Genomic DNA, 22,313 nt, shown 5'->3' with positions numbered 1-22,313 from the left:
GTCCTCAGCACACCGCGATGGACCGTAATGTAACCACCTTTGCGCAGCTCCGACAGAATCGACATAATGCGGCTGCGCGACAGGTTGGTACGGCGCTGAATAAAGCTCAGGACGTTGATTTGGCGACGATATGCCTCCGGATAGTCCGCCAGCTCTGTTAGCAGGGTTCGCACCATCAGATAAGAATCCACCCCCATCATCTCCTGCGAACGCATGCTCAACACCATCAGCCGCTGCGCCAGAACATGGGCCATCTCCTGCCACAGGTTTTGCGCATTGAGGATCTCGACCGCGGCCTGGTGTCCTATCCAGCGTCCGCGCAAATCTGTCTCAGCAAACAGAGAGCAGTGGTGTTTTTCCGGAATACCGTTAAAGACGCCGTAACCATCGATTAATCCCAATAGCGAAGGGGCAAATATCGTTGATATCACCATGTTGTTTTCCGCATGGCATAGCGAGGCAATCCCCTCTTCGAGCAGAATTAATCCGGATTCAGCCTGGGTCGGCGGAAAACGATAATAGGTCGATCGCGGCAGCGCAAAGGGTGAGCTGGCGGGCAGGAACGCAGATAACAGGGATTCCACCGCGAATAACGGCTTTGTCTGTCTTCCGTAATAAAAAGACGGTAACGCCTGGTCGGTAGAGAGGCTGGCTGCAGGGATCGACATGGTTTTTATGCCATCAGGTCAGGTTGAAAAAGTGATTCGTTGAGAATCATAGTATCAACAGGTGAATTAACGAATAAAAGACAAGACGTTACGAGGATAAAAAGAGTGTAAGCATCATTATCTGCAATAACTATTTATCTCTATTTTACAGCAATAAAAAATACGATGAGCCTTAATTACCTATAAGGCTTAGCGGCGATAAAGATAAGGCCACCTTATTATTTACTGCGCTGGCTAACGCCGCGCCTGAGGGTTTCTCTACCGCTTTCCCCCTCGCATCTCGGCCAGTCCAGGCTACGCTTATCGATGCCACTGACCACCCGCATTCCCCTCCCGTTCTATTGAGTCCATTCATCAAGAAGAGGTTTCGCTATGCTGATCAACGCTATTGGTACCTACTCCGCCAGCCAGCCGCTGGAATCAATGGCCATCACCCGCCGCGACCCGGGGCCGCAGGATGTACAGATCGCCATCGCTTACTGCGGCGTCTGCCACTCCGATCTCCACCAGGCGCGATCGGAATGGGCAGGAACGCTGTATCCCTGCGTGCCGGGGCATGAAATTGTGGGTCGGGTGACCGCGGTCGGCAACGCCGTCTCGCGCTACGCCGTCGGCGATCTGGTGGGCGTCGGCTGTATGGTCGATAGCTGTCAACAGTGCGAAGAGTGCGCCGAGGGGCTGGAAAACTACTGCGACCACATGGTGCTGACCTATAACGGGCCGACCCAGGACGCGCCGGGACACACGCTTGGCGGTTATTCACAGCAGATCGTGGTCAATGAACGCTACGTGCTGCGGATAACCCATCCCGAAGCGCAGCTGGCCGCCGTCGCGCCGCTGCTGTGCGCCGGGATCACGACATACTCGCCGCTGCGCCACTGGCACGTCGGGCCGGGTAAAAAAGTCGGCGTGGTCGGCATCGGCGGCCTCGGGCATATGGGGATCAAGTTGGCCCACGCCATGGGGGCCCACGTGGTGGCCTTTACCACCTCCGAATCCAAGCGTAATGCGGCCAGAGCGCTGGGCGCCGATGACGTAGTGGTGTCGCGCAATGAAGACGAAATGGCGGCCCACGTCAAAAGCTTCGATTTCATCCTCAACACCGTGGCGGCGCCGCACAATCTCGATGCCTTCACCACGCTGCTGAAACGTGATGGCACCATGACGCTGGTTGGCGCCCCGGCCACGCCGCATCCGTCGCCGGAAGTGTTCAATCTGATCTTCCGCCGCCGGTCGATTGCCGGCTCGATGATCGGCGGTATTCCGGAAACTCAGGAGATGCTCGACTTCTGCGCCGAACACGGCATCGTCGCCGATATCGAACTGATCCGCGGCGATGAGATCAACGAAGCCTGGGAAAGAATGGTCAAGGGTGACGTGAAATACCGCTTCGTGATCGACAGTGCGACCCTCGCCGGCTAAGCGCCACGACGAAAGGTACGCCGCCATTCCGTCGGGCTGACGCCAAAGCGCGCTTTAAACTGCTGGCGCCAGGTGACCGCTGAAAGATAGCCCACCGCCTCCGCCACCTGCTCGACCGGCAGATCGCCCGCCTCAAGCAGAGTCTGGCTGCGGCGCAGACGTTCGGCGGTCAGCCAGTCGGTAATGCTCATCCCGGTTGCCCGGGCGAAGTGGCGGGTCAGGGTACGGCGGCTCATCGCCACCACCCGGGCCAGCGAATCGAGACTGTGCGGCTCGGCAATATGCTGCTGCAGATAATCCAGCAGGCAGTTGATTCGCGCATCGCGGGTGTTTTTCGGCACCGGCTGGGCGATAAACTGCGCCTGGCCGCCCTCGCGGTGCGGCGAAACAATCATCCGCCGGGCGATCTGGTTGGCCGCGAGGCTGCCGAAACGCTGGCGGATGATGTAGAGGCAACAGTCCAGCGCCGCCGCGGTGCCCGCCGAAGTAATGATCCGCTGGTCGTCGACGTACAGGGCGTTGATATCCAGCTGCACCTGCGGAAACCGGCGCTGGAAATCCTGCTCGAACTCCCAGTGAGTCGCCGCTCGCCTGCCGTCCAGCAGCCCGGCGTAGCCGAGGACGAACGCGCCGAGGCACAGGCCGACAATCTCCGCGCCGTTATCCCGGGCCCGCACCAGGCTATCAAGCAGCGCCTGCGGCGGACGTCGATCGACCTCGCCCCAGTAAGGCACCACCACGATATCCGCCTGTTCCAGCGCGGCATAATCGCCGGTGGCGTACAGCGCAAAACCATCGCGGGCGCGCAGCAGCCCCGGCCGCTCGGCGCAAATGTGCAGATTAAAGCGTTTGATTTCCGAAACCGAATCGCCAAACAGCATGCAGGGGACGGCGTAGTGAAACGGGCTAAAGCCCTCTACAGCGACAATCGCCACGTCGGTGAGTTTCATCGTCCTTTCCCCTTGCGCATGTTAATAAACCACGGTTTCCCCATCCTGCGGGATACTCACCACATCGGCAATCTGATTATCCAGCGCATACTGGCGCATCTCTTCCCGGCTCACCAGACAGTGGTTGACCGCCTCGAGGTGGATAGCCATGATTTTCGCTTCCGGCAGGGTGAAGTGCACGTTCAGGAGATCTTCCTTGCCCATGATAATCGGGCCAAAGCCGATGACGTGGGCGTAGCCGGCGTTGAGGACCACCACGTCCGGGCGCAGCTTCAGCAGGTCGGCTGCAATGTCATCGCGCCAGATAGTATCCCCCACCAGCCACAGCGTCTTCTCCTGCGGATGGCGAAACACCACGCCGCAGGCCTCGCCCAGGCGTTCAGCCATCGCCGGCACTGCGTAGGTCCGGTCGCTGCCGTGTTGGCCGGAGGTGGTTTTTAACAGGCGCACGCCGGCAAATTCGCTGTCTGCCGACAGCAGGCGCAGATCCTGAAATCCCTGGCTGCGCAGCAGCGCGGCGTCGGCCTCATGCTGGACGAACACCGGCAGGGTTTTCGGGATCGCGGCGATCGCCGCCGCGTCCCAGTGATCGTCATGGGTGTGGGTGACGATCACCGCGTCAACGTCGATAATTTTATCGCGGGAAAACGGCAGCTCAACCAGCGGATTGCGCAATTCGCTGCGCGCGGTGCCCGGAAAACCCGGCCAGGCGCCTTTGTCCGCCAGCATCGGATCGATGAGAAATCTTTTCCCGGCGTAGTCAATAATCTGGGTCGCATTACGGATGTGGGTGATGTTCATGTTGGCGTTCCTCTGGGGTCATCTGACGAACATCGTACTGAGTCCCCGCCTGGCTCAACAGGGGCGTTTGGGCAATGATCGATGAAATCGGGCCAACCTGCGGCGGTTGCCATCCGCCTCCGGCTATGTTGTTCTTAAGGCTCAATTTTTGACAGGAGTGGCAGGATGAAAAAGAAACTGACCGCCGCCGATATGCACGACCCGCAGGTCATCGCCGAGACGCCGTGGTTCAGCATGCGTAAGGTGGGTATTGATGTCGCCCCCGGCGAGCGCCGCGACTTTTATTCCATTCATTACCCGCGCCCGGCGGTGGGGATTGTGGCCATCCAGGATGAGAAAGTGCTGCTGATTCGCCACTACCGCTACCTGATCGATAAGGTGGTGTGGGCGATCCCCTCTGGCGGCGTCGATGAAGAGGAAGACCCGGCGGTCGCCGCGCTGCGCGAGCTGCGGGAAGAGACCGGCTGGCAGGCGCAACGCGTTGAGGAGATCATTCGCTTTAACCCCTCCTACGGCAGCAGCGATCAGCTGTTTATCACCTGGCTGGCCACCGGTTTACGCTGGGTGGGGATGGATGCAGATCAGGATGAGGTGATGGAGACCGGCTGGTTTACCTTCGACGAGATAAACCAACTGATCGCCCGCGGCGAGATGCCGGACGGGCTGTCGCTGGTGCCGCTGCTGCAGCTGATGGCGCAGCGGCGAAGCAGCTCGCTTACGGCTTAAGCATCCGCCAGCGGAACCACAGCTGGGCCACGAGGATCAGCACGCCGCCGATAATCTTCTGCAGCGGCAGCTGTTCGCCGTACCACAGCGCGGCGGCAATGACCGTCAGCAGCGGTTCGAGCACCATGATGATCGCCGCGCTAGCCACCGCCGCGTACTTCTGCCCCTTCATCTGCAGACCGAAGCGCAGGCTGGTGGCGATGACAATGCTGGCCACCAACCAGCCGAGAGTCGGCAGGGTCATCGGCTGGTCCCAGCGTTCAACGGCAGCGGAGATGGTCAACCCGACGATACCGGTGATCGCCAGCTGCACGGTGGTCAGGGGGATCAGCGGTACTTCACGCGCGCAGCGGCTGGTGTAACAGAACCAGATCGACTGCACCAGCGCCGTCAGCAAAAACCAGCCCTGACTGGGGTGGAAGGCTATCGGCATATGCAGACTGAGCAGCCCCAGGCCTACCACCGCGATCGGCAGGCACTCCCACCAGGCGCGAGGCGGGCGCACCTTCATCATCACCCATGCGGTCAGCGGGACGAACATCATCGACAGGCTCATGATAAACGCCCCTTCGCCGAGCGACGCCGTCGTGGAGACCGAATAGATCCACAGGCAGAGGTTGAGCGCAAACCAGAGTCCGCTGATGATGAGTTTTGGCCAGTGCTGCTTTTGCGGGCGAAAACCGCGGCAGAACGGCAGCAGAAGCAGCGCGGCGAAGAAAAAACGCAGCCCAAGAAACGCGAACACCGGCATGCCGGCGATCGCCTCGCGGGAAAATATCCAGCCGCAGGCGGCAATCACCGTCGCGGCAATCAGCAGCAGGTCAGCCTGCCGTTGGCGTACCATACGCGCCTTTCCCTGTGTGTTGGCTTACCAGCCAGGCACCGCGCCGCCGTTGAAGATAGTCTCTGCCGCCTTCGCCACCTCCGGCGACTGGTACGACTGCATAAACTCCTTCACGTTTTGCGCGTCTTTATTGTCTTCCCGGGTCACGATGATGTTCACGTAGGGCGAGTTTTTATCTTCGATAAAGATGCCGTCACGAACCGGCGACAGCCCGGTTTGCTGCAGGTAGGTGGTGCTGATGATAGCCACGTCGACTTTGGGATCGTCGAGTACGCGCGGCAGTTGCGCCCCTTCCAGCTCCATGATCTTCAGGTTATGCGGGTTGTCGGTGATATCCACCGCCGTCGGCAGCAGGCCGGTCCCGGCTTTGAGGGTAATCAGCTTCTCTTTTTGCAGCAGCAGTAGCGCCCGCCCGAGGTTGGTCGGATCGTTGGGGATAGCGATCGTCGCGCCGTCTTTCAGTTCGGCGACTGACTTGATCTTGCGCGAATAGCCGGCCATCGGGAAGACGAAGGTATTCCCGACCGCCACCAGATGATAATTATGCGCTTTGTTGTCCTGCTCAAGGAAAGGCCGATGCTGGAAGACGTTGGCGTCCAGATCCCCGGCGTTGGTCGACTCGTTGGGCAGCAGTGAGCCGCTGAACCCCACCAGCTCGACCTCCAGACCGTACTTCTCTTTGGCCACCTTCTTCGCCACTTCCGCCACATCCTGCTCGGCACCGTTAATCACACCGACCTTAATGTGCTTCGCTTCATTACCCTTTTGGTCGCAGCCGACCAGCGCCAGACCCGCCAGCATCACTGCGGCGGCGGCCCGTAAACGTAATCTCATCCTCTTCACCCTGTCTGTCCTGAATGTCATTGTTTTTTTCGTACAAAACTATAGCGACTTTCGGGTCGGGTAATAAACAGCAAACCACGCAACTGGAAATAAAATCATCTTCGCGAAACGCGAGGCGCTAGCCCCGTCGCCACTCGCCCGGCGTCACGCCATAGCGCATTTTGAAGCGCTTCGAGAAGGACGCCAGCGACTGAAAGCCGCAGCGTTCGGCAATGACCTCGAGGTTGGTCTGACGCTCCAGGCGCAGCAGCCGGGCGGCCAGCGCCATTCGCAACTGCGACAGCCACGCCTGCGGCGTCAGGTGATAGACGCGGGCAAAATGACGGGCAAAGGTGGCCCGTGATAAAAACGCGCGGGCGGCCATACTCTCCAGCGTCCACGGTNNCGGTTGCTCCGGGGTCGCCATCACCGCCAGCACCGCCGGAATCAGGCGTTCATCGCTCATCAGGCGCAGCAGCCCGCCGGGCGGCTGTTGCTCGCCAAGCAGCATGCGCAGCAGGAGCACCAGCAGCGTATCGCCGAGGCTGCGCACGATAGCGCTGCCGCCGGGACGCTGCGCCAGGCTCTCGCGCACCAGTATATTAAGCAGCGCGTCCAGCTCCGGGCAGTCTTCACGCGCATCGGTATGGAGATGGATCAGCGTCGATGCTTCACTGAACAGCCAGCTGACGTGCGGACCAAAATAGAATTCGCCGCACAGCATCTCCAGCGCCCCCTCCGCCGGGCCGGCGCGCATTTCCGTCACCGTGCCGTTAAACCGGTGCGCCACCGGCAGCACCTGGCCCCACTCCACCAGGCTCTCCATCAGATGCGGCGAACCGTGCGGCAGGAGGACGACATCTCCCGCGCGCAGGTGATGAGTCTGGCCGCCGACGTTGAGCCGCCCCTCGCCGCGCAGCACCACGTGCCAGGGCACCACGCCGCTGCGCATTTGCTGGTGCCCGGCCTGCCAGCGGCCGCCGAAGCGACAGTGCAGGTTCACTTCGCAGCGCGGCGCCAGCAGCGCCAGCAGATGACTGAGACTGTCCATGCTTCTCCTGAGACGATAAGACAAAAAGGTGAGACGAAGACCGCCAGTCTAGCATGCGGCAAGCGCCTAAGATGACCCCATTGCCAACACACCCTCGATAACAACAGGAGTTAACCATGAGCCGTTTAGCAGATATCCGTGAACAAGACGCCACCGGCAAAGCCGCCGATATTTTCGCCGGGATCAAAAAAGCGATGGGCAAAGTGCCGAACGCCTACCTGACCATCGGCGGCCACTCGCCGGCGGCGCTGCAGCAGGCGCTGGCGCACAATGCGATGCTCCATAAAGGCAGCCTCAGCGCCCAACAGCTGGAGGCGATTAATCTGTCGGTCAGCGAAGCCACCGGCTGTGACTACTGCCTGGCCGCGCACACCCTGATGGCGAAAAAAGCCGGCTTCAGCAGCGAGCAGATCCATGCCCTGCGCCGCGGGGAGTATGCGGAAGAGGCGCAGCTTGATGCGCTGGTGAAATTCGCGCAGACCCTGGTGACCACCACCGGTACGCTGCCGGAAGCCGACGTCGCCGCGCTGCGCAACGCCGGTTTTAGCGACCAGCAGGTGATTGAGATTATCAGCGCCATCAGCGCCATCCTGTTCACCAACATGGTGAACCGGGTTAACGACACGGTGGTCGACTTCCCGAAAGCCGATTAATCCGTCGCGCAGCGCCGGTTTTACAGCCCCAGATCGCTGAGCCCCGGATGATCGTCCGGGCGGCGCCCCTGCGGCCAGTGGAACAGGCGCTCGCTTTCGCTAATTGGTAGATCGTTGATGCAGGCGTAGCGCGTCTGCATCAGTCCGTGCTTATCAAACTCCCAGTTCTCATTACCATACGAGCGAAACCAGTTGCCGCTGTCGTCGCACCACTCGTAGGCGAAGCGCACGGCAATGCGATTCTCCTGCCATGCCCACAGCTCCTTAATCAGCCGGTATTGCTGCTCCTTGCGCCATTTTCGCTGCAGGAACTCAACAATTTGCCCCCGACCGTGGACAAATTCGCTGCGGTTGCGCCATTCGCTATCCACGGTGTAGGCCAGGGCGACTTTTTCCGCATCGCGGCTGTTCCAGCCATCTTCCGCGGCGCGGACCTTCTGGATAGCGCTGTCGCGGGTAAACGGCGGTAACGGGGGACGTTGTTCGGTCATACTTACTCTCCTTTGCGGGCTAATTGCTGCTGCAGGCGCTGATTCTCCTGCTCCAGGTCATGAATACGTTGCTGCAGGTTCTGGCTGTACTCCGCCACCTGCTGCGCGCTGTAGCGCGGCGTAATGTGCTGCGGGCAGTTCCAGTCAAACGCCTGCAAATGAAAAAGAAACAGACGTTCAATGCGGGCGCGATAGTTGGCCGGCGCCACCTGCGCCAGCAGCTGCGGGTGGTCCTCTGCCGCCAGGACCTCGACGGTGGCGTAGATTTTCAGCCTGGCACGGCGCGGATAATCCATCAAAAACAGGCAGGCCCGGTCGCTGCCGCGCAGATTGCCGGTAGTAATGTACTGGCGGTTACCGCCGAAATCGGCCATCGCCAGGGTGGTGTCATCCAGCAGATGCAGAAACCCCGGCGGGCCGCCGCGATGCTGAATGTAGGGCCAGCCGCTCTGCGACACCGTCGCCAGATAAAAGCTGTCGCGGGTGGCGATCATCCCCGCTTCGCTGTCGCCGAAGCGGTCGGCCTGGCGGCGACTGCGCGGCGTTTGCCACAGCGAGTCGCTGCCCATTTCATGCTGCACATCCATCACGTCCGGGGTGATAGCGATATCGAGAAAGGTTGCTGCCATAGCGCCTCCTGTTGTCTGGCGCCATCATGGACTGTACTGTGAAGAATGATAATACGGGTAAAGTGGCAATCATCTTTCCGCAAAACGGGAGAATAATGGATCGATTAAGCGCGATGGCGCTGCTGGTGAAAGTGACCGAGCTGGGGAGCATGTCGGCGGCGGCGCGGGCGCTGAATATGCCGTTGACCACCGTCAGCCGCCATATTGGCGAACTGGAGAGCGCGCTGGGCGTACGCCTGCTGGCGCGAACCACCCGCAAACTGACGCTCACCGACGCCGGGGTCGATTATGTTGCCGCCGCGCGGCGGATCCTTGAGGAGGTGGAAAACGCCGAACGCCAGGCGACGGGCGAATATCAGGAGCCAAAGGGCGAGCTGGTGATCTCCGCGCCGACGATGTTTGGACGCCAGCACGTTCTTCCGGTAATCAGTGAATTTATCGCCCGCTACCCGCTAATTCGCGTCCGTTTGCTGCTCAGCGATCGCAATGCCGACCTGGTGAGCGACCATGTCGATCTGGCGGTGCGGATTGGCGACCTGGCGGACAGCAGCATGGTGGCCACCCGCCTCGGCACCATGCGGATTGTGGCCTGCGCCCATCCGGCGCTGCTGGCGAAATACGGCGAGCCGCAGCGGCCGCGCGATCTGGCGGCGCTGCCGATCATCCGCATTGAATCGCCGATGCCCTATCGCGGCTGGCGCTTTCGCGCCGCTGAGCGCGAGGACCAGCTGATTAACCTGCCGCCGGTGCTATCCATCACCACGCCGGAGAGCGCCGCCGATGCCGCGCGGCTGGGGGTGGGGGTGGCCCGCTTACTGCATTATCAGGCGCTGGATGGCCTGCGCCACGGGGAGCTCCGTCTGCTGCTGGAAAACGTCGAGCCGGATCCGGCGCCGGTCCATTTGCTGTATACCGCTCGGGATCTGGCGCCGCTTAAGCTGCGCAAATTTATCGATTTTGCCGCACCGGCGCTGCGTCAGGCACTGCTGCGCATCGCCGGGGCCGCTTAATGCGTCGCGGTCTTCAGCGGCGCCTCCTTTAACAGCCATGAGAGGACAAACGCCACCGCCATAATGCCGGCCGCCATCAGAAACGCCGCGTGGATCGCCGCGCCGAAGGCGTCGAGGTAGTCGAGGCGGATATCCGCGGGCAGGTGCTGGACCGCCACCGGATTCATTCCCGGCGGCAGCACCGCGCCTTCCGGCAGCAGTTGTTGCAGGTTGCTCTGCAGCACGTGCGTGAACACCGCGCCAAACAGCGCCACGCCGATGGAGCCGCCAATCGAGCGGAACAGGGTCACGCCGGAGGTGGCGACGCCGTACATCTGCGCCGGCATCGCATTCTGCACCGCCAGGACCAGCACCTGCATCACCAGCCCCAGACCCGCTCCCAGCACGCCGGTAAACAGGTACAGCTGCCACAGCGGCGAGTGAATGGTAATGCGGGTCAGCAGTACCATGCCGGTCACGCCGAGCAGGGTGCCGAGGATCGGAAACAGGCGATATTTACCGGTACGGCTGATAATCCGCCCGCTGATAATCGAGGTCAGCAGCAGGCCGCCCATCAGAGGGATCAGCTGCAGCCCGGCTTCGGTGGGCGTCGCCTCCTTCACCACCTGCAGATAGAGCGGCAGGAAGGTGACTGACCCGAACAGCGACATGCCGATGACGAAGCCGATCAGGCTGCACAGCAGGAAGCTGCGGTTGCGGAACAGCGCCAGCGGAATAATCGGCTCGGCGGCCATCCGTTCTTCGTAAATAAAGCCGATGATCCCCACGATGCCGAAGGCCAGAATGCACCACAGCTGCGGGTCATTCCACGCATGGACGCTGCCCCCTTCCGAGGTAAACAGGATGATGCACAGCAGCGCCATGCTGAGATAAATCGCCCCCAGCCAGTCAATCTGATGCTGGCTGCGTTTATTGCTGCTGTGGAATACCGCGCCGATCACCAGCAGCGCGAACAGGCCGAGCGGCAGGTTGATATAGAAGATCCAGCGCCAGGAGGCGTGCTGCACCAGAAAACCGCCGATCAGCGGGCCGATCACCGTCGCCAGGCCGAAAACGCCGCCGAACAGCCCCTGATAGCGGCCGCGGTTGGCGGGCGGAATGACGTCGGCGACCGCCGCCATGCTGATCACCATCAGGCCGCCGCCGCCGAGCCCCTGCAGGCCGCGCATCAGCACCAGTTGGGTCATATTCTGCGCCAGCCCGCAGAGCGCGGAGCCGACGAGAAACAGCCCAATCGCCACCTGCAGCACGATTTTGCGGCCGAACAGATCGCCAAATTTACCGTACAGCGGCACCGCGATGGTGGAGCTGAGGATATAGGCGGTGACCACCCAGGAAAGCTTGTCCAGCCCGCCCAGTTCGCCGACAATCGTCGGCAGCGCGGTGGAGACAATGGTCTGATCCAGCGCTGAAAGCAGCATCACCAGCAGCAATGCGCTGAACAGCAGGCGTATCGACTGCACCGGTGGGTTAGCGACTTGAGAAGTCATTACAACGCTCGCTTGAAATTAATTAAATGCATAATTAATATTTAGTGAAAGAATGAGTCGGGTCAAGAGATCGCCATATCATGACAGCACAAAAGGATCAGGATGCTCCCCGCCGCCCGGGTCGGCCGCGCGGTAAAAAACCGGGTACCGCCAACCGCGAACAGTTGATGGACATCGCCCTGACGCTGTTTGCCCGCGACGGGGCGGGCCGCGTATCGTTGAACGCCATCGCCAAAGAGGCCGGGGTGACACCGGCGATGCTGCATTACTACTTCAGCTCGCGGGATGCGCTGGTGACTCAGCTGATTGAGGAGCGCTTTATGCCGCTGCGCAATCACATCAGCCGCATCTTTGTCGATCATCCACAGGACCCGGTGCTGGCGCTGACGATGATGGTCGAGACGCTGGCGCATATGGCGGAGAAAAACGCCTGGTTCGCGCCGCTGTGGATGCAGGAGATCATCGGCGAAATGCCGATTCTGCGCCAGCATATGGATGCCCGCTTCGGCGAGGAGCGTTTTCAGGTGATGCTGGGGACGGTGCGTCGCTGGCAGCAGGAAGGCAAGATCAATCCGGCGCTGGCGCCGGAGCTGCTGTTTACCACGGTAATTAGCCTGGTGCTGGTGCCATTTTCACGCATCCACAGCGATCCGCGTTTACAGGCGGTCAACCGTCAGACCATCGTCAGCCACGCGCTGGCGTTAATGGGCCACGGCGTTGGAGGTTAAGGCGTGGTTTTGACGCTTTTGTAGTCCGGATAAGACACCACGCGCCGCCATCCGGGATTTTCCCTGCTCGCGCTACGCTTAGCAGGGCTACAACTTCTATGTTAATTCCCGGCAGATTGCGCTCCCGGTTGATCTTCTGCGTTATGTCTCTTATGCCGCAGGGAGCGCACAGCACGAACCCCAGGACGGGTAAGGCGACAGCCGCCACCCGGCAAGAATACAGGTGCCGTGCCTGATATCCTGCCCGGCGGCGCTGCGCTTGCCGGTCCTGGGTGGGGCGAAACTACGGGAGGACTGTGTAGGCCGGATAAGGCATTTATGCCGCCATCCGGCACAACCACAGGTACGGTACCTGACCGCCCGGGGATACCAGGATCGTTACAGCCCCTTCGACAAATAGTGGCGCTGCATGCCTGCGTGCGGGAAGTCGGGCAGCGACATCTGCAGCTGATAGCCTAATTTCTGATAAAACGGCAGCGCCTGGAAGCTAAAGGTATCCACCAGCAGATGGCTGCAGCCTTGCGCCTGCGCCTGCTGTTCCGCCTCCTGCATCAGCTCGCTCCCCAGCCCGCGCCCGCGCGTCGTCTCGCTAACCCACAGATACTCAATGCACAGCCAGTTGCCCTTGCGTTTGGCAATCAGCCCGCCCTGCATTACCCCTTGCGCATCGCGCGAGTAAATCCCCAGATCGCCAAACTGCGCCGCATCGAGATACTGCTGATTATACTGCCGCAGACCGGCAAACAATTCTTGTTGATCGTCGGGATTAATGCTTTTTGTAATGATTAGTGTCATTAACTATCTCCAGTATCGCGCTGCCGAATGGTTATTTTCCCTCTCCACTTTCACAAAATATTCTTATTTTCTCCATGATTATTTGCCTTAATTTTTTGCGTTCTAAAAGTAAGCAAAAAAACCTTTCCATTATCGCGACGGATCGTATAATGGGGAAAAATGAGAATGATCATTCTCATCACAAAACCAGAGGAGATGCGCTTTTCACCTCCTGAAGACCGAAGAGGTTGGCTTCAGCGGAGACACAATAACAATCACGTTCAGGAACATCTGTGTTCCTTTTTTGTCATTTTCGCTCACCCGAAAATGCCTCAGCGCCCAACCTATTCCCTCGTTTTTAAATAAACGGGGCGGACGTCTTATATCTTGAGAAAATATAATGAAATACATCATAGCTCCCATCGCGACAGCATTATTTCTCCTTAGCGGATGCGATAATGCGCAGACATCTGCTCCGCAGCAACCCACGCCGGAAGTGGGCGTGGTCATCCTGCAAAGCCAGCCGGTGCCGGTAGTCAGCCAGCTCACCGGCCGCACCACCGCCTCGCTCAGCGCCGAAGTTCGCCCGCAGGTGGGCGGCATCATCCAGAAACGCCTGTTTACCGAAGGCGATATGGTGAAGGCCGGGCAGGCCCTTTACCAGATCGATCCCTCCAGCTATCGCGCGACCTGGAACGAAGCGGCGGCGGCGCTGAAACAGGCCCAGGCGCTGGTGGTCTCCGATTGCCAGAAGGCCCAGCGCTACGCGTCGCTGGTCAGGGATAACGGCGTTTCCCGCCAGGATGCCGACGACGCCGCCTCCACCTGCGCCCAGGACAAGGCCAGCGTGGAATCGAAGAAAGCGGCGCTGGAGAGCGCGCGCATCAACCTGAACTGGACCACCGTCACCGCGCCGATAGCCGGGCGCATCGGCATCTCGTCGGTTACGCCGGGGGCGCTGGTCTCCGCCGATCAGGATACCGCGCTGGCGACGATCCGCGGGCTCGACACCATGTATGTCGATCTGACGCGATCCAGCGTCGATCTCCTGCGTTTACGCAAACAAAGCCTAGCCAGCAACAGCGACACCCTCAGCGTGACGTTAACCCTGGAAGATGGCAGTACCTACCAGGAAAAAGGGCGTCTGGCGCTCACCGAAGTCGCCGTCGATGAATCCACCGGCTCGGTGACCCTGCGCGCTATCTTCCCCAACCCGCAGCACGTCCTGCTGCCGGGGATGTTCGTCCGCGCGCGCATCGATGAAGGCATCATGAACGACGCGATCCTCGCCCCACAGCAGGGGATCACCCGCGATGCCAAAGGCGACGCCACGGCGCTGGTGGTCGATGCCGCCAACAAAGTTGAGCAGCGTACCGTGGAAACCGGCGACACCTACGGCGATAAATGGCTGGTGCTGAGCGGCCTGAAAGCGGGCGACAAGCTGATTGTCGAAGGCACCGGTAAAGTGGCCCCCGGACAGACAGTGAAGGCCGTCGCCGTCAACAATAACGGAGGCAACGCCTGATGTTCTCCCGTTTCTTCGTGCGTCGCCCGGTCTTTGCCTGGGTGATCGCCATTCTGATTATGCTCGCCGGGGTGCTGGCGATCCGCACCCTGCCGGTAGGCCAGTACCCGGACGTCGCCCCGCCGGCGGTGAAAATCTCCGCCACCTATACCGGGGCGTCCGCCGAAACCCTGGAGAACAGCGTCACCCAGGTCATCGAGCAGCAGCTCACCGGCCTCGACCATCTGCTCTACTTCAGCTCCACCAGCAGCTCCGACGGCTCGGTCAGCATCACCGTCACCTTTGAGCAGGGGACCGACCCGGACACCGCCCAGGTGCAGGTGCAAAACAAAGTGCAGCAGGCGGAATCGCGGCTGCCGAGCGAAGTCCAGCAGTCCGGCGTAACGGTGGAAAAATCGCAGAGCAGCTTTCTGCTGATCCTTGCGGTGTATGACAAAACCAACCGCGCCACCAGCTCCGATATCTCCGACTGGCTGGTCAGCAATATGCAGGACCCGCTGGCGCGCGTGGAGGGCGTCGGCAGCCTGCAGGTATTCGGCGCCGAATACGCGATGCGCGTCTGGATGGACCCGACCAAACTCGCCTCCTACTCGCTGATGCCTTCCGACGTCCAGTCGGCGATTGAGGCGCAGAACGTGCAGGTTTCCGCCGGTAAAATCGGCGCGCTACCGTCGTCCAATGCCCAGCAATTAACCGCCACCGTGCGCGCGCAGTCCCGGCTGCAAACCCCTGACCAGTTCAAAGCGATCATCGTGAAAAGCCAGGCCGACGGCTCGGTAGTACGCCTGAGCGATGTCGCGCGGGTGGAGATGGGTAGCGAGGATTACACCGCCACCGCCAATCTGAACGGCCACCCGGCCGCCGGGATCGCGGTGATGATGGCCCCCGGCGCCAACGCGCTGGACACCGCGACGCTGGTGAAAAGCAAAATCGCCGAATTCCAGCGTCAGATGCCGCAGGGTTACGATATTGCCTATCCGAAGGACAGCACCGAGTTCATCAAAATCTCGGTCGAGGACGTGATTCAGACCCTGTTCGAAGCGATTATCCTCGTCGTCTGCGTGATGTATCTGTTCCTGCAGAACTTCCGCGCGACGCTCATTCCGGCGGTGGCGGTGCCGGTGGTGCTGCTTGGCACCTTCGGCGTGCTGGCCCTGTTCGGCTACTCGATTAACACCCTGACGCTGTTCGCCATGGTGCTGGCGATCGGCCTGCTGGTGGATGACGCCATCGTGGTGGTGGAGAACGTCGAGCGCATTATGCGCGACGAAGGGCTCCCCGCTCGCGAAGCCACCGAAAAATCGATGGGCGAAATCTCCGGCGCGCTGGTGGCGATTGCCCTGGTGCTGTCGGCGGTGTTCCTGCCGATGGCCTTCTTCGGCGGTTCGACCGGGGTCATCTATCGCCAGTTCTCGGTAACCATTATTTCGGCAATGATGCTGTCGGTGGTGGTGGCGCTAACCCTCACCCCGGCGCTGTGCGGCGCGCTGCTCAGCCACTCCAAACCACACACCAAAGGGTTCTTTGGCGCCTTTAACCGCCTGTGGGGGCGCACGGAAGCAGGCTACCAGCGCCGCGTACTCGGCGGCCTGCGCCGGGGCGCAGTGATGATGGGCGCTTACGCGTTGATTTGCGGGGCGATGGCGCTGGCGATGTGGAAGCTGCCGGGCAGCTTCCTGCCGGTGGAGGACCAGGGGGAGATCATGGTCCAGTACACCCTGCCCGCCGGGGCCACCGCGGTGCGTACCGCTGAGGTGCGCCGCCAGGTGACCGACTGGTTCCTCACCAAAGAGAAAGCCAATACCGACGTCATTTTCACCGTCGACGGCTTCAGCTTTAGCGGCAGCGGGCAGAACGCCGGGATGGCCTTCGTGTCGCTGAAAAACTGGTCGCAGCGCAAAGGGGACGACAATACCGCCCAGGCCATTGCCCTGCGCGCCACCAAAGAGCTGGGGACGATCCGCGACGCCACCCTGTTCGCCATGACCCCGCCGTCGGTGGACGGCCTCGGACAGAGCAACGGCTTCACCTTCGAGCTGATGGCCAGCGGCGGTACTGACCGCGACAGTCTGATGAAGCTGCGCAGCCAGCTGCTGGCGGCGGCCAACCAGAGCAGCGAGCTGCAGTCGGTGCGCGCTAACGATCTGCCGCAGATGCCGCAGCTGCAGGTGGATATCGATAACAACAAAGCCGTCTCGCTGGGGCTGTCGCTGAGCGACGTGACCGATACGCTCTCCAGCGCCTGGGGCGGTACCTACGTGAATGACTTTATCGATCGCGGCCGGGTGAAAAAGGTCTATATCCAGGGCGAAAGCGACGCGCGCGCGGTGCCGTCGGACCTCGGCAAATGGTTCGTTCGCGGCAGCGATAACAGCATGACGCCGTTCTCCGCCTTCGCCACCACCCACTGGCAATACGGCCCGGAAAGCCTGGTGCGCTACAACGGCTCCGCCGCCTTTGAGATCCAGGGCGAAAACGCCGCCGGCTTCAGCTCCGGCGCGGCAATGGACAAGATGGAAAAGCTGGCCGACAGCCTGCCGGCGGGCTCCACCTGGGCGTGGAGCGGCATTTCGCTGCAGGAAAAGCTCGCCAGCGGCCAGGCGATGAGCCTGTACGCCATCTCGATTCTGGTGGTGTTCCTGTGCCTGGCGGCGCTGTATGAGAGCTGGTCGGTGCCGTTCTCGGTGATCATGGTTATCCCGCTCGGCCTGCTCGGCGCGGCGCTGGCGGCGACGCTGCGCGGTTTAAGCAACGACGTCTACTTCCAGGTGGCGCTGCTGACCACCATCGGCCTGTCGTCGAAAAACGCCATCCTGATCGTGGAGTTCGCTGAATCCGCCGTGGATGAGGGGTATTCGCTCTCCCGGGCGGCGATCCGCGCCGCGCAGACTCGTCTGCGCCCGATTGTCATGACCTCGCTGGCGTTTATCGCCGGGGTACTGCCGCTGGCCATCGCCACCGGCGCCGGAGCCAACAGCCGCGTGGCGATCGGCACCGGCATCATCGGCGGCACCCTGACAGCCACCCTGCTGGCGGTGTTCTTCGTACCGCTGTTCTTCGTGCTGGTGAAACGTCTCTTCACCCGCCAACGTCCTTCTCAGGAGTAAGGTATGTTTCGTTTGAGTTTTATGTTTATCGCGCTCCTGACCGCGGGCTGCGTCTCGCTTGACCCGCATTATGATCGCCCGGCCGCGCCGGTGCCGGCCACCCTGCCCGGGGCGCACGGCGAATCGACGGCGGTGGTCGGCGACTGGCAGAAAGTGGTCAATGACGCGCGGCTGAAAAAAGTGGTCAGCATCGCGCTGAACAGCAACCGCGATGTGCAAAAGGCGCTGGCCGATATCGAGGCCGCGCGCGCCCAGTATGGCGAAACGCGGGCATCGCTGTTTCCCACCGTTGATGCCGAACTGAGCCACACCCGCAGCAAAACGGTGGCCAGCGGCCTGAGTTCCGCTTCGCAGGCCGACGGCGCGGTCTCCAGCTTCGAACTGGACTTGTTCGGCAAGAACCAGAGCCTGTCGCGCGCGGCGCGCGAAACCTGGCTTGCCAGCGAATTCACCGCGCAGAATACCCGGCTGACGATGATTGCCGATTTGACCACCGCCTGGGTGACGCTGGCGACGGATAACAGCAATCTGGCGCTGGCGCAGCAGACGATGGACAGCGCGGCAAACTCGCGCAACATCGTCGCCCGCCAGATGGCGGTTGGCACCGCCTCCGCGGGTGATTTAAGCTCGGCGGAAAGCGTCTATCAGCAGGCGCGCGCCAGCGTCGCCAGCTATCGCACGCTGGTGGCGCAGGATAAAAACGCCATTAACCTGCTGGCGGGGGAAACCGTGCCGGAGAGCCTGCTGCCCGGCACTCTCGAGAGTCTCGGGGATAACAGCATCGCGCTGGTGCCGGCGGGCGTGTCGTCGTCGGTGCTGCTGCGTCGGCCGGACATTCAGGAAGCGGAGCACAATCTGAAGAGCGCCAATGCCGATATCGGCGCGGCGCGGGCGAACTTCTTCCCGTCGATTTCCCTGACCGCCAGCGCCGGGGTCGGCAGCGACTCGCTGTCGTCGCTGTTCAGCCACGGGATGCAGGTGTGGTCGTTCGCCCCCTCCATCAGCCTGCCGCTGTTCACCGGCGGCAGCAACCTGGCGCAGCTGCGCTATGCGGAAGCGGAGAAAAAGGGGCTGATCGCCACCTACGAGAAATCGATTCAGAGCGCGTTTAAGGACGTTGCCGATGCGCTGGCGCGCCGGGAAACGCTGAGCGAAGAGCTTGATGCTCAGCGGCAGTATGTCGCCGCCGAGCAGACATCGCTGGATATCGCCATGAAGAGCTATCAGGCCGGGGTCGGCGATTATCTGTCGGTGCTCACCGCTCAGCGCACGCTGTGGTCGGCGAAAACGACGCTGCTGTCCCTGCAGCAGACCGACCTCAATAACCGGATCACCCTCTGGCAGTCGCTGGGCGGCGGCGCCAGTTAAACTTACCCGCCGGGCGACCGAGCCCGGCCTCTACAAGGAATCGTTATGGCACGTGTTTCCCTCTCCTGGGCGCTGATCCTCGGCCTGCTGTCGGGTATCGGCCCGCTGTGCACGGATTTTTATCTACCGGCGCTGCCAGAGATCACTCAGCAGCTGCAGGCCACCAGCACCCAGACCCAGCTGTCGTTGACCGCCGCGCTGATTGGTCTCGGCCTGGGTCAGCTGTTTTTCGGCCCGCTGAGCGACCGCATTGGCCGCCTGAAACCGCTGGCGCTGTCCCTGCTGCTGTTTATCTTCTCTTCGGCGATGTGCGCCCAGACCCGCGATATCAACATGCTGATTGTCTGGCGCTTTTTACAAGGCTTTGCCGGCGCCGGCGGCTCGGTGCTGTCGCGATCCATTGCCCGCGATAAATACCAGGGCACCCTGCTGACCCAGTTTTTCGCCCTGCTGATGACCGTGAACGGCATTGCGCCGGTGCTGTCCCCGGTGCTGGGCGGCTACGTCATCACCGCCTTCGACTGGCGAATTCTCTTCTGGACGATGGCCGCCATTGGCGGCGTGCTGCTGGTGATGAGCCTGGCGATCCTGCGGGAAACGCGCCCGGCCACAGCGGCGCATGCCAGCCGCCAACGGCCCGGCCAGCCGGTGCTGAAAAANNTGGCCGGGCTGTTCTCCTACATCGGCTCTTCTTCCTTCGTGATGCAGAGCGAATACGGCATGAGCGCCATGCAGTTCAGTCTGCTGTTCGGTCTGAACGGTATCGGGCTGATCATCACCGCGATGATCTTTTCCCGTCTGGCGCGCCGCTTTAGCGCCGAAAGCCTGCTGCGCGGCGGCCTGACGCTGGCCGTGAGCTGTGCGGCGATCATGCTGCTGTTTGCCTGGCTGCATCTGCCGGTGCTGGCGCTGGTCGGCCTGTTCTTTACCGTGTCGCTGATGAGCGGCATCAGCACCGTCGCCGGCGCGGAGGCGATGAGCGCCGTCGACGCCGCGCAGTCCGGGACCGCGTCCGCGCTGATGGGCACCCTGATGTTTGTCTTCGGCGGCATCGCCGCGCCGCTGGCGGGTCTCGGCGGCGAAACAATGCTGAAAATGAGCCTCGCGATGGCCATCTGCTACCTGCTGGCGCTGCTGCTGGGCCTCAGCAAACCGCGCGACGCACGCTAATCTCCTGCTGCGGTAATAAAATATTCCAGATTTATTACCGCACTATTTCCCGCCATATCTACCATTCTCGTATTATTCTCCACGTACTAATCGTGATACTCTTCACAGGCAAGGAATAAATAATTCCTTATACTGCGCGCCACTGAGAATAACGAGGTTTCTATGAGTATCGACCTGAGCAAACTGCTGACCGAGCGACGTAACGCCAACAGCGCCAACATTGACACCCTCTCCACCCTCGAGATGCTGACGGTGATAAACCAGGAAGACCAGCAGGTAGCCCAGGCGATAACGCCCTATCTGCCGCAGATTGCCGAGGTGGTGGATAAGGTCGCGGCGGCGCTGCAGGCCGGTGGCCGCTTGATTTACATTGGCGCGGGTACCTCAGGGCGTCTGGGGATCCTCGATGCCAGTGAATGCCCGCCAACCTTCGGCACCCGCCCGGAGCAGGTGGTGGGGATCATCGCCGGCGGACATAAAGCGATTCTCAGCGCCGTGGAAAACGTGGAAGACAACAAAGCGCAGGGGGCGATGGATCTGCAGAACCTGAACTTCAGCAACCGCGATGTGCTGGTGGGGCTGGCGGCCAGCGGACGCACGCCGTACGTCATTGGCGCCATGGAATACGCCCATAGTCAGAATGCCTTTGTCGCCATCGTCAGCTGTAATCCGCATGGCGAAATGGCCCAGCTGGCGGACGTGGCGATCACCCCGGTGGTCGGCCCGGAAGTGGTCACTGGCTCTACCCGCCTGAAAGCCGGCACCGCGCAGAAGCTGGTGCTGAACATGATCTCCACCGGGGCGATGATCCGCGTCGGCAAGGTGTACAGCAACCTGATGGTCGACGTTGAAGCGACCAACGCCAAGCTGATTGAGCGCCAGGTCTCTATCGTGATGGAGGCCACCGACTGCGATCGCGCCACCGCCCAGAAGGCGCTGGAGGCCTGCGGCCGCCACTGTAAAACGGCGATCGTGATGGTGCTGGCGGACTTAAGCGCCGCAGAGGCGCAGTCGCTGCTGGCGAAAAACAACGGCTATATCCGCAAGGCGCTCAGCAACACCTGAGCGCCGACAGACAGGTAACGGGCAATGGCAAAAATAACGAAAGAGATGATAGCGCGGATCCTCGCCCACGTGGGCGGCGCCGCAAACGTCGCGCAGGCGGGCAACTGCATGACGCGCCTGCGCTTGACCCTGCGCGATGAAAGTCTGGCCGACAGCGCCGCCATCCGCCAGATTGACGGCGTGATGGGGGTGATCGTCAGCGACGAGCAGTTCCAGGTGGTGCTCGGCCCCGGCAAGGCGCAAACCGCCGCCGAAATGATGAACGGCCTGCTGGAGGCGGCGCCCGCCGCCGCGCCGACGCTGGCCGACGTCGCGGCGGAGAAAAAGCAGGCGCTGAAGGGCAAGCAGACCAGCGTGGTGCAGAAATTTCTCGCCAAATTCGCCACCATCTTTACGCCGCTGATCCCCGGCTTTATCGCCGTCGGGCTGCTGCTGGGCTTCGCCACCCTGGCGGAACAGGTTTTCGTGCTGGAGAACGCCCATCCGAACGCCAGCCTGGTGGCGCTGATTGGCTATATGAAGGTCTTCAGCAAAGGGATGTTCACCTTTCTGAGTATCCTGATTGGCTATAACGCGCAGAAGGCGTTCGGCGGCTCCGGCGTGAACGGCGCGATTATCGCCTCGCTGTTCGTGCTGGGCTACAACCCGGAGGCAACCAGCGGCTTCTACGCCGGCATTTCCACCTTCTTCGGCCATGGCATCGATCCGCGCGGCAATATCATCGGCGTACTGATCGCCGCTATCCTTGGCGCGTGGGTTGAACGCCAGGTGCGGCGGGTGATGCCGGCCAACCTCGATATGATCCTCACTTCGGCGGTGACGCTGCTGATCATGGGCGCGGTGACCTTTACGGTGATCATGCCGATTGGCGGCTGGTTATTTACCGGCATGTCATGGCTGTTCCTGCATCTTAACGGCAACCCGTTTGGCTCGGCGGTGCTGGCCGGCCTGTTCCTGCTGGCGGTGATGTTTGGCGTCCATCAGGGGTTTGTCCCGGTCTATTTTGCGCTGGTGGACGC

The 22,313-nt window shown here is 61.4% G+C and carries 23 protein-coding genes; 12 read left to right on the top strand and 11 right to left on the bottom strand.

Annotated elements, in window-relative coordinates; genetic code table 11:
* Window positions 1-668 (bottom strand): winged helix-turn-helix transcriptional regulator (locus KHQ28_RS00705; RefSeq protein ID WP_057171837.1); only part of this gene is annotated, 668 nt, incomplete at its 3' end.
* 372 nt (window positions 669-1,040) lie between these two features.
* Between KHQ28_RS00705 and KHQ28_RS00700 the strand changes: the two genes are divergently transcribed.
* The gene (locus KHQ28_RS00700; RefSeq protein WP_002922967.1) at window positions 1,041-2,090 is read left to right on the top strand and encodes an NAD(P)-dependent alcohol dehydrogenase; all 1,050 of its coding nucleotides are present in this window, start codon (window positions 1,041-1,043) and stop codon (window positions 2,088-2,090) included.
* On the opposite strand, the gene KHQ28_RS00695 is transcribed toward KHQ28_RS00700, so the two are convergent.
* Both KHQ28_RS00695 and KHQ28_RS00690 read right to left on the bottom strand, forming a co-directional pair.
* Complete coding sequence (locus KHQ28_RS00695) at window positions 2,087-3,040, bottom strand: GlxA family transcriptional regulator (protein ID WP_004145010.1); 954 nt, start codon at window positions 3,038-3,040, stop codon at window positions 2,087-2,089. The genes KHQ28_RS00700 and KHQ28_RS00695 overlap by 4 nt on opposite strands.
* Window positions 3,041-3,061: 21 nt before the next feature.
* Window positions 3,062-3,841, bottom strand: coding sequence for an MBL fold metallo-hydrolase (locus tag KHQ28_RS00690; protein ID WP_032418263.1), 780 nt, complete (start codon window positions 3,839-3,841; stop codon window positions 3,062-3,064).
* A 165-nt stretch (window positions 3,842-4,006) separates the two neighbouring features.
* Between KHQ28_RS00690 and KHQ28_RS00685 the strand changes: the two genes are divergently transcribed.
* Window positions 4,007-4,567, top strand: a complete 561-nt coding sequence (locus tag KHQ28_RS00685; protein WP_032418262.1) for an NUDIX domain-containing protein — start codon at window positions 4,007-4,009, stop codon at window positions 4,565-4,567.
* On the opposite strand, the gene KHQ28_RS00680 is transcribed toward KHQ28_RS00685, so the two are convergent.
* The 3 genes from KHQ28_RS00680 to KHQ28_RS00670 form a co-directional block, all read right to left on the bottom strand.
* A complete protein-coding gene (locus tag KHQ28_RS00680) occupies window positions 4,557-5,411 on the bottom strand; it encodes a DMT family transporter (protein WP_002922972.1) in 855 nt (284 codons plus the stop codon). The two genes, KHQ28_RS00685 and KHQ28_RS00680, sit on opposite strands and share 11 nt — an antisense overlap.
* A gap of 24 nt (window positions 5,412-5,435) precedes the next feature.
* Window positions 5,436-6,245, bottom strand: coding sequence for a lipoprotein NlpA (nlpA, locus tag KHQ28_RS00675; RefSeq protein ID WP_004173884.1), 810 nt, complete (start codon window positions 6,243-6,245; stop codon window positions 5,436-5,438).
* 127 nt (window positions 6,246-6,372) lie between these two features.
* On the bottom strand, window positions 6,373-7,284 hold the full coding sequence (locus KHQ28_RS00670) for an AraC family transcriptional regulator (protein WP_211777549.1): 912 nt from the start codon (window positions 7,282-7,284) through the stop codon (window positions 6,373-6,375).
* Window positions 7,285-7,400: 116 nt separating this feature from the next.
* Between KHQ28_RS00670 and KHQ28_RS00665 the strand changes: the two genes are divergently transcribed.
* Window positions 7,401-7,937, top strand: coding sequence for a carboxymuconolactone decarboxylase family protein (locus tag KHQ28_RS00665; RefSeq protein ID WP_004145017.1), 537 nt, complete (start codon window positions 7,401-7,403; stop codon window positions 7,935-7,937).
* 20 nt (window positions 7,938-7,957) lie between these two features.
* On the opposite strand, the gene KHQ28_RS00660 is transcribed toward KHQ28_RS00665, so the two are convergent.
* Both KHQ28_RS00660 and KHQ28_RS00655 read right to left on the bottom strand, forming a co-directional pair.
* Entirely contained in the window at window positions 7,958-8,428 is a 471-nt protein-coding gene (locus KHQ28_RS00660; protein ID WP_002923016.1) for a nuclear transport factor 2 family protein, read from the bottom strand.
* Between the two features lie 2 nt (window positions 8,429-8,430).
* The gene (locus KHQ28_RS00655) at window positions 8,431-9,057 is read right to left on the bottom strand and encodes a pyridoxamine 5'-phosphate oxidase family protein (protein WP_004173882.1); all 627 of its coding nucleotides are present in this window, start codon (window positions 9,055-9,057) and stop codon (window positions 8,431-8,433) included.
* Window positions 9,058-9,095: 38 nt separating this feature from the next.
* Between KHQ28_RS00655 and KHQ28_RS00650 the strand changes: the two genes are divergently transcribed.
* The gene (locus KHQ28_RS00650; protein WP_072198289.1) at window positions 9,096-10,067 is read left to right on the top strand and encodes a LysR family transcriptional regulator; all 972 of its coding nucleotides are present in this window, start codon (window positions 9,096-9,098) and stop codon (window positions 10,065-10,067) included.
* On the opposite strand, the gene KHQ28_RS00645 is transcribed toward KHQ28_RS00650, so the two are convergent.
* Window positions 10,064-11,557, bottom strand: a complete 1,494-nt coding sequence (locus tag KHQ28_RS00645; RefSeq protein ID WP_004145022.1) for an MDR family MFS transporter — start codon at window positions 11,555-11,557, stop codon at window positions 10,064-10,066. The two genes, KHQ28_RS00650 and KHQ28_RS00645, sit on opposite strands and share 4 nt — an antisense overlap.
* A gap of 80 nt (window positions 11,558-11,637) precedes the next feature.
* On the opposite strand from KHQ28_RS00645, the gene KHQ28_RS00640 reads away from it, so the two are divergent.
* Entirely contained in the window at window positions 11,638-12,285 is a 648-nt protein-coding gene (locus KHQ28_RS00640) for a TetR/AcrR family transcriptional regulator (RefSeq protein ID WP_004181564.1), read from the top strand.
* A 378-nt stretch (window positions 12,286-12,663) separates the two neighbouring features.
* Here the strand turns inward: KHQ28_RS00640 and KHQ28_RS00635 are convergent, their stop codons facing one another.
* Window positions 12,664-13,080 carry a GNAT family N-acetyltransferase gene (locus tag KHQ28_RS00635; protein WP_032418259.1) on the bottom strand — a complete coding sequence of 139 codons (417 nt, stop codon included), beginning with the start codon at window positions 13,078-13,080 and terminating at the stop codon, window positions 12,664-12,666.
* On the opposite strand from KHQ28_RS00635, the gene KHQ28_RS00630 reads away from it, so the two are divergent.
* The gene (locus KHQ28_RS00630) at window positions 13,055-13,171 is read left to right on the top strand and encodes a hypothetical protein (protein WP_014343452.1); all 117 of its coding nucleotides are present in this window, start codon (window positions 13,055-13,057) and stop codon (window positions 13,169-13,171) included. The genes KHQ28_RS00635 and KHQ28_RS00630 overlap by 26 nt on opposite strands.
* Here the strand turns inward: KHQ28_RS00630 and KHQ28_RS00625 are convergent.
* Window positions 13,131-13,253, bottom strand: coding sequence for a hypothetical protein (locus KHQ28_RS00625; RefSeq protein ID WP_004150240.1), 123 nt, complete (start codon window positions 13,251-13,253; stop codon window positions 13,131-13,133). The genes KHQ28_RS00630 and KHQ28_RS00625 overlap by 41 nt on opposite strands.
* 206 nt (window positions 13,254-13,459) lie before the next feature.
* Here KHQ28_RS00625 and eefA point away from each other — a divergent pair, with 206 nt between their 5' ends.
* From eefA to murP, 6 genes are all read left to right on the top strand, one after another.
* The gene (gene eefA, locus KHQ28_RS00620) at window positions 13,460-14,584 is read left to right on the top strand and encodes a multidrug efflux RND transporter periplasmic adaptor subunit EefA (RefSeq protein WP_032418258.1); all 1,125 of its coding nucleotides are present in this window, start codon (window positions 13,460-13,462) and stop codon (window positions 14,582-14,584) included.
* Window positions 14,584-17,691: a multidrug efflux RND transporter permease subunit EefB gene (gene eefB, locus KHQ28_RS00615; protein WP_004151514.1), complete on the top strand. Its 3,108-nt coding sequence runs from the start codon at window positions 14,584-14,586 to the stop codon at window positions 17,689-17,691. The genes eefA and eefB overlap by 1 nt, the downstream gene beginning before the upstream one ends.
* A 3-nt stretch (window positions 17,692-17,694) precedes the next feature.
* A complete protein-coding gene (eefC, locus tag KHQ28_RS00610) occupies window positions 17,695-19,059 on the top strand; it encodes a multidrug efflux RND transporter outer membrane subunit EefC (RefSeq protein WP_004186228.1) in 1,365 nt (454 codons plus the stop codon).
* Window positions 19,060-19,104: 45 nt separating this feature from the next.
* The gene (locus KHQ28_RS00605; RefSeq protein WP_211777548.1) at window positions 19,105-20,229 is read left to right on the top strand and encodes a multidrug effflux MFS transporter; all 1,125 of its coding nucleotides are present in this window, start codon (window positions 19,105-19,107) and stop codon (window positions 20,227-20,229) included.
* Between the two features lie 162 nt (window positions 20,230-20,391).
* On the top strand, window positions 20,392-21,294 hold the full coding sequence (murQ, locus tag KHQ28_RS00600) for an N-acetylmuramic acid 6-phosphate etherase (protein WP_002923109.1): 903 nt from the start codon (window positions 20,392-20,394) through the stop codon (window positions 21,292-21,294).
* A 24-nt stretch (window positions 21,295-21,318) separates the two neighbouring features.
* On the top strand, window positions 21,319-22,313 hold a 995-nt coding region (murP, locus tag KHQ28_RS00595), incomplete at its 3' end, for a PTS N-acetylmuramic acid transporter subunit IIBC (protein ID WP_211777547.1).

The sequence above is a fragment of the Klebsiella sp. 28 genome (genome assembly GCF_018223905.1).
GTDB lineage: Bacteria > Pseudomonadota > Gammaproteobacteria > Enterobacterales > Enterobacteriaceae > Klebsiella > Klebsiella pneumoniae.
This window is presented reverse-complemented; position numbering and strand designations above follow the sequence as displayed.

Coding starts and splice junctions, on each gene's coding strand:
- murQ (WP_002923109.1), top strand. CDS start 20,392: ATGAGTATCGACCTGAGCAAACTGCTGACCGAGCGACGTAACGCCAAC.
- KHQ28_RS00695 (WP_004145010.1), bottom strand. CDS start 3,040: ATGAAACTCACCGACGTGGCGATTGTCGCTGTAGAGGGCTTTAGCCCG.
- KHQ28_RS00625 (WP_004150240.1), bottom strand. CDS start 13,253: ATGATCATTCTCATTTTTCCCCATTATACGATCCGTCGCGATAATGGA.
- KHQ28_RS00645 (WP_004145022.1), bottom strand. CDS start 11,557: ATGACTTCTCAAGTCGCTAACCCACCGGTGCAGTCGATACGCCTGCTG.
- KHQ28_RS00685 (WP_032418262.1), top strand. CDS start 4,007: ATGAAAAAGAAACTGACCGCCGCCGATATGCACGACCCGCAGGTCATC.
- KHQ28_RS00660 (WP_002923016.1), bottom strand. CDS start 8,428: ATGACCGAACAACGTCCCCCGTTACCGCCGTTTACCCGCGACAGCGCT.
- KHQ28_RS00635 (WP_032418259.1), bottom strand. CDS start 13,080: ATGACACTAATCATTACAAAAAGCATTAATCCCGACGATCAACAAGAA.
- eefA (WP_032418258.1), top strand. CDS start 13,460: ATGAAATACATCATAGCTCCCATCGCGACAGCATTATTTCTCCTTAGC.
- eefB (WP_004151514.1), top strand. CDS start 14,584: ATGTTCTCCCGTTTCTTCGTGCGTCGCCCGGTCTTTGCCTGGGTGATC.
- KHQ28_RS00700 (WP_002922967.1), top strand. CDS start 1,041: ATGCTGATCAACGCTATTGGTACCTACTCCGCCAGCCAGCCGCTGGAA.
- KHQ28_RS00665 (WP_004145017.1), top strand. CDS start 7,401: ATGAGCCGTTTAGCAGATATCCGTGAACAAGACGCCACCGGCAAAGCC.
- KHQ28_RS00630 (WP_014343452.1), top strand. CDS start 13,055: ATGCTTTTTGTAATGATTAGTGTCATTAACTATCTCCAGTATCGCGCT.
- nlpA (WP_004173884.1), bottom strand. CDS start 6,245: ATGAGATTACGTTTACGGGCCGCCGCCGCAGTGATGCTGGCGGGTCTG.
- KHQ28_RS00640 (WP_004181564.1), top strand. CDS start 11,638: ATGACAGCACAAAAGGATCAGGATGCTCCCCGCCGCCCGGGTCGGCCG.
- KHQ28_RS00690 (WP_032418263.1), bottom strand. CDS start 3,841: ATGAACATCACCCACATCCGTAATGCGACCCAGATTATTGACTACGCC.
- KHQ28_RS00655 (WP_004173882.1), bottom strand. CDS start 9,057: ATGGCAGCAACCTTTCTCGATATCGCTATCACCCCGGACGTGATGGAT.
- KHQ28_RS00680 (WP_002922972.1), bottom strand. CDS start 5,411: ATGGTACGCCAACGGCAGGCTGACCTGCTGCTGATTGCCGCGACGGTG.
- eefC (WP_004186228.1), top strand. CDS start 17,695: ATGTTTCGTTTGAGTTTTATGTTTATCGCGCTCCTGACCGCGGGCTGC.